The 5808-nt window shown below is 71.6% G+C and carries 3 protein-coding genes and 1 pseudogene; 2 read left to right on the top strand and 2 right to left on the bottom strand.

Annotated features, from left to right (window positions below):
* Together ACWGIU_RS17850 and ACWGIU_RS17845 are read right to left on the bottom strand one after the other, a co-directional pair.
* Window positions 1-536: pseudogene (locus ACWGIU_RS17850) on the bottom strand (hypothetical protein); the annotation flags it as partial.
* A complete protein-coding gene (locus ACWGIU_RS17845; RefSeq protein ID WP_453706849.1) occupies window positions 533-1519 on the bottom strand; it encodes an ADP-ribosylglycohydrolase family protein in 987 nt (328 codons plus the stop codon). The gene ACWGIU_RS17845 and the pseudogene ACWGIU_RS17850, both read right to left, overlap by 4 nt.
* Before the next feature lie 258 nt (window positions 1520-1777).
* Here ACWGIU_RS17845 and ACWGIU_RS17840 point away from each other — a divergent pair, with 258 nt between their 5' ends.
* Complete coding sequence (locus ACWGIU_RS17840; protein ID WP_453706847.1) at window positions 1778-2509, top strand: VIT1/CCC1 transporter family protein; 732 nt, start codon at window positions 1778-1780, stop codon at window positions 2507-2509.
* Between the two features lie 373 nt (window positions 2510-2882).
* Window positions 2883-5808, top strand: a 2926-nt coding sequence (locus ACWGIU_RS17835; RefSeq protein WP_453706851.1) for a glutamate synthase central domain-containing protein, incomplete at its 3' end; no start/stop codon positions are given.

Below are 5808 nucleotides of genomic sequence, written 5' to 3'. Positions count from 1 at the left end.
ATCCAGGACCCCGCGCCGGGGGCGGGGGCGAGGACGGCGATGTCCCCCGCCCCGCCCCGCCCCGTACCCGGGGGCAGCGTGCGCGGTGGCGCCTCGGCCCGGTCCGGGCCGGCCGGGGCCGGGGGGCGGAGGTCCCGCTCGGCCGGGGTGGTTTGCGTGGTCCGGGTCGGGTTCGGCGGGGGCAGCGCGGGAGGTGCTCCGGCCGGGGGCTGCCCGGTCGGGGCCGGGGCGCGGAGGTCCCGCTCGGCCGGGGTGGTTTGCGTGCTCCGGGTCGGGTTCGGCGGGGGCAGCGCGGGAGTTGCTCCGGCCGGGGGCTGCCCGGTCGGGGCCGGGGCGCGGAGGTCCCGCTCGGCCGGGGTGGTTTGCGTGGTCCGGGTCGGGTTCGGCGGGGGCGGTGCCGGCAGGATGCGCGGCGGCGCTTCGGCCAGGGCCGGACCGGCCGGGAGCAGATTGCCGGATGCCCGGTCCACCGGGGGCGGTGACGGCGGGGCGGGGCTCGGCGCGACGGCGGTCAGATCGTCGGGGGAGAGGGTCATCGGGGGACCTCGCATTCCGGGGTGAGGAGGTCCGCGATGTCCAGGACGTGGTAGCCCCGCATCGAGGGGAGGCAGCTGCCGCGGACCGGGCCGATGGCCGAGGACCAGGCGGCGGGGATCGCGGCGGCGCCCGACAACGCGCCGGCCAGGGCGCCCGCCACCGCGGCCGTGGTGTCGGCGTCGCGGCCCATGTTCACGGCGGTGAGGACGGAGGACGGGAAGTCGCCCCGGCAGGCGGCGAAGGCGCCGAAGGCCAGGCCCACCGCCTCCGGGGCCAGGTCGGTCCACGGGTAGCCGCCGATGACCACCGCCGAGCGCACCGCCCGTTCGCCGCGCGGGGCGGCGGTGACCGCCCGGCGCAGGGAGCGGGCCGTCCAGGAGTCGGACGGGATGACGGACAGGGCCGCCGAGACCACCGAGGCGGGGGAGCCGCCCGCCATGGCCGCGGCGACGCCCGCCGCGACCGCCTGGCCGCCGTAGATGCCCTCGCCGTCGTGGCTGACCGAACCGTCGATGGCGACGAGCCGGGCCGCTTCGGCCGGCCGGCCCGCCGCGAAGACGCCGAACGGCGCGGCCCGCATGGCCAGGCCGTCCGACCAGGCGTGCCGGTGCTGGGCCGAGATGGGTGCCGCCAGGCCCCGGCGGAGGTTCTCCAGGGTGCCGCGCTCCGAGAATCCGGCGCCCCGGAACGGGCCTTCGTCGAGGTCGGCGATCCAGTGGTGCCAGGCCCGCTCCACGTGGGGGACGGTGAGCGCCGAACCATGGCGGGCCAACAGCAGCCCCGAGAAGATCGCGTACTCGGTGTCGTCCGTGCCCGCCGGGTCCTCCGACACGAAACCCTCGATGCGGCCCCACTTCGCCCGGATCTCCGACGGCTTCATGTTCTCCGCGGGAGCGCCCAGCGCATCGCCCACCGCGAGTCCGAGAAGAGCACCCCTGGCCCGTTCGAGGAGGACCTGCGGATTGCATGCAATCAGCTTCATCGGCTCCATGGCGCGCCTCTCCCAATGTGATGGGGCTCATCATGAGCCCTTGGGGGATTTGTGCCATGGCATGTGGTTTGTCGCCCGTCGCGAAACACCCCGCGAACACCCCCGTCACCCGGTCGCCGACTCGCAAAAGCGCAGGTAAGTACGGCCTTCCTTGCTGGCGGGCGGCAGAAATCGTGCGTAGTTTCGAGGTGTTCAGGGGGAACGGGGCGCGTCATGGCGCCCGTTCGCGGATTTGGGGAGATTCCACACATGTCCATCATCGACATCGAAGCACCACTGCACACCGCCCACCGCGACAACCACACCCATCGCGACGTCAACGGTGGATGGCTGCGGCCGGCCGTCTTCGGTGCCATGGACGGGCTCGTCTCCAACCTCGCCCTGATGACCGGCGTGGCCGGCGGCGCCGTCGCCCCGCAGGCCGTCGTCATCACCGGACTGGCGGGTCTCGCGGCCGGCGCCTTCTCGATGGCGGCCGGCGAGTACACCTCCGTCGCCTCGCAGCGCGAACTGGTCCTCGCCGAACTGGACGTGGAACGACAGCAGTTGCGCAAGCACCCGATCGACGAGATGGAGGAGCTCGCCGAGCTCTACGTCTCCCGCGGGGTCGAGCCGTCGCTCGCCCGCGAGGTCGCCATGCAGCTGTCGCGTGACCCCGAGCAGGCGCTGGAGATCCACGCCCGCGAGGAGCTCGGGATCGACCCCGACGACCTGCCCTCGCCGCTGGTCGCCGCGGTCTCGTCCTTCGGTTCCTTCGCGCTGGGCGCGCTGCTCCCCGTACTGCCGTACCTGCTCGGTGCCACGGCCCTGTGGCCCGCGGTGCTGCTCGCGCTGGCCGGGCTCTTCGTCTGCGGCGCGGTCGTCTCCCGGGTCACCGCCCGGTCCTGGTGGTACAGCGGCGTACGCCAGCTGGCGCTGGGTGGCGCGGCCGCCGGTGTGACGTACATCCTGGGAACCTGGATCGGTGGAGCCATAGGCTGACCGCGGCTGGAGTGAGACACTATGCAGTAGGCAACATAAGTAGTCCGTTACCCGGCGGTTTCGAATCCGTGTCCACCGGGCATCACACCAGGGCTCCGGGCAACGATGCCCGCCCTGCACCGGGACCTCCGCCTCGCGCGATACCTCCGTAGAGCGCCGCGAAAGTCCCCTCTTTCTGCCTCGTGCAGTCCGCATGCTGGAATGGCGTATCCGCTTCTCGGGATTGTCGTCATCATGTAATCTGCACGAAATTTCGCAGAGGGCCAACGTCGTCCCTCGGCTATGCACATATGCCACGACGACGACGGGAGAGCCGATGCGTTCCGCATCCACGCACTCCGCGACCGGCCCCAGCACCACCGCCTGGTCGCCCATGGACGGTCGCCCCGCCCAGCAGGGCATGTACGACCCGCGCAACGAGAAGGACGCCTGTGGCGTCGGATTCGTGGCGAACCTCACCGGCGAGGCCACCCACACACTCGTTGAGCAGGCCCTGACCGTATTGCGGAACCTCGAGCACCGCGGCGCGACCGGCTCCGAGCCGGACTCGGGCGACGGCGCCGGAATCCTCAGCCAGGTCCCGGACGCGTTTCTGCGCGACGTGGCCGGCTTCGAGCTCCCCGAGGCCGGCGGCTACGCCGTCGGTATCGCATTCCTCCCCGCCGACGGCACCGCACAGGCCGTCGCCGTGGAGCGGATCGAGGCCATCGCCGCCGAGGAGAACCTCACGGTCCTCGGCTGGCGCGAGGTCCCGGTCACCCCGGACCTGCTCGGCAACGGCGCCCGCGCCACCATGCCCGCCTTCTCGCAGCTGTTCGTCGGCAACGGCAGCACGGGCATCGAGCTGGACCGCAAGGCGTTCGTGCTGCGCAAGCGCGCCGAGCGCGAGGCCGGCGTGTACTTCCCGTCGCTCTCCGCCCGCACCATCGTCTACAAGGGCATGCTGACCACCGGCCAGCTGGAGCCCTTCTTCCCCGACCTCTCCGACCGCCGCTTCGCCTCGGCCGTCGCCCTGGTCCACTCGCGCTTCTCCACGAACACCTTCCCGTCGTGGCCGCTCGCCCACCCGTACCGCTTCGTCGCCCACAACGGCGAGATCAACACGGTCAAGGGCAACCGCAACTGGATGAAGGCCCGCGAGTCCCAGCTGGCCTCCGCCGCCTTCGGCGAGGGCGCACTGGACCGGATCTTCCCGATCTGCACCCCGGACGCCTCCGACTCGGCCTCCTTCGACGAGGTCCTGGAGCTGCTCCACCTCGGCGGCCGCTCGCTCCCGCACAGCGTGCTGATGATGATCCCGGAGGCGTGGGAGAACCACACCTCCATGGACCCGGCCCGCCGCGCGTTCTACAAGTACCACTCCACGCAGATGGAGCCCTGGGACGGCCCGGCCTGCGTCACCTTCACCGACGGCACCCAGGTCGGCGCGGTCCTCGACCGCAACGGTCTGCGCCCCGGCCGCTACTGGGTCACCGACGACGGCCTCGTCGTCCTCGGCTCCGAGGTCGGCGTGCTCGACATCGACCCGGCCAAGGTCGTCCGCAAGGGCCGCCTGCAGCCCGGCAAGATGTTCCTCGTCGACACCGCCCAGAAGCGGATCATCGAGGACGACGAGATCAAGAACGAGCTGGCCGCCGCCGCCCCGTACGCGGAGTGGCTCGAGACCGGCGAGATCGAGCTGTCGGACCTGCCCGAGCGTGAGCACATCGTGCACACCCACGCCTCGGTCACCCGCCGCCAGCAGACCTTCGGCTACACCGAGGAAGAGCTGCGCGTCATCCTCGCGCCGATGGCCCGTACCGCCGGCGAGCCCCTCGGCTCCATGGGTACGGACTCCCCGATCGCGGCCCTGTCCGAGCGCCCCCGGCTGCTCTTCGACTACTTCACCCAGCTCTTCGCGCAGGTCACCAACCCGCCGCTGGACGCCATCCGCGAGGAGCTCGTCACCTCGCTGCTGTCCTCGCTCGGCCCACAGGGCAACCTGCTGGAGTCGACCGCCGCGTCCTGCCGCAGCGTCACCCTGCCGTTCCCGGTGATCGACAACGACGAGCTGGCCAAGCTCATCCACATCAACGCCGACGGCGACATGCCCGGCATGAAGGCCGCCACGCTCTCCGGCCTGTACCGGGTCTCCGGCGGCGGCGAGGCCCTGGCCGCCCGCATCGAGGAGATCCGCGCCGAGGCCGACGCGGCCATCGCCAACGGCGCCCGCCTGATCGTCCTCTCGGACCGTCACTCGGACGCCGAGCACGCGCCGATCCCGTCGCTGCTGCTCACCTCCGCCGTGCACCACCACCTCATCGCCACCAAGCAGCGCACCCAGGTGGGCCTGCTGGTCGAGGCCGGTGACGTCCGCGAGGTCCACCACGTCGCCCTGCTCATCGGCTACGGCGCGGCCGCGGTCAACCCGTACCTCGCCATGGAGTCCGTCGAGGACCTGCTGCGCGCCGGTACCTTCCTGTCCGGCCTGGAGCCGGAGCAGGCCATCAAGAACCTGATCTACGCGCTCGGCAAGGGCGTCCTGAAGGTCATGTCCAAGATGGGCATCTCCACCGTCGCTTCCTACCGCGGCGCCCAGGTCTTCGAGGCGGTCGGCCTGAACGACGAGTTCGTCGAGACCTACTTCAACGGCACCGCCACCAAGATCGGCGGCGCCGGCCTGGACGTCGTCGCCAAGGAGGTGGCCGCCCGCCACGCCAAGGCGTACCCCGTCTCCGGCATCGCGGCCACGCACCGCGCGCTGGAGATCGGCGGCGAGTACCAGTGGCGCCGCGAGGGCGAGCCGCACCTGTTCGACCCGGAGACGGTCTTCCGCCTCCAGCACGCCACCCGCAACCGCCGGTACGACATCTTCAAGCAGTACACGGCCCGGGTGAACGAGCAGTCCGAGCGGCTGATGACGCTCCGCGGCCTGTTCGGCTTCACGTCGGACCGCGAAGCCATCTCCATCGACGAGGTCGAGTCGGTCGCCGACATCGTCAAGCGCTTCTCCACCGGCGCCATGTCGTACGGCTCCATCTCCAAGGAGGCGCACGAGACCCTCGCCATCGCCATGAACCAGCTGGGCGCCAAGTCCAACACCGGCGAGGGCGGCGAGGACCCGGACCGCCTGTACGACCCGGCGCGCCGCTCCTCCATCAAGCAGGTCGCCTCCGGCCGCTTCGGTGTCACGAGCGAGTACCTGGTCAACGCGGACGACATCCAGATCAAGATGGCGCAGGGCGCCAAGCCCGGCGAGGGCGGCCAGCTGCCCGGCCACAAGGTCTACCCGTGGGTCGCCAAGACCCGGCACTCCACCC

It is taken from the genome of Streptomyces sp. NPDC054840 (assembly GCF_053611065.1).
This window is presented reverse-complemented; position numbering and strand designations above follow the sequence as displayed.

What these genes read in the sequence shown, in the direction of transcription:
- ACWGIU_RS17845 (WP_453706849.1), bottom strand. Translation starts at nt 1,519, where the DNA reads ATGAAGCTGATTGCATGCAATCCGCAGGTCCTCCTCGAACGGGCCAGG.
- ACWGIU_RS17840 (WP_453706847.1), top strand. Translation starts at nt 1,778, where the DNA reads ATGTCCATCATCGACATCGAAGCACCACTGCACACCGCCCACCGCGAC.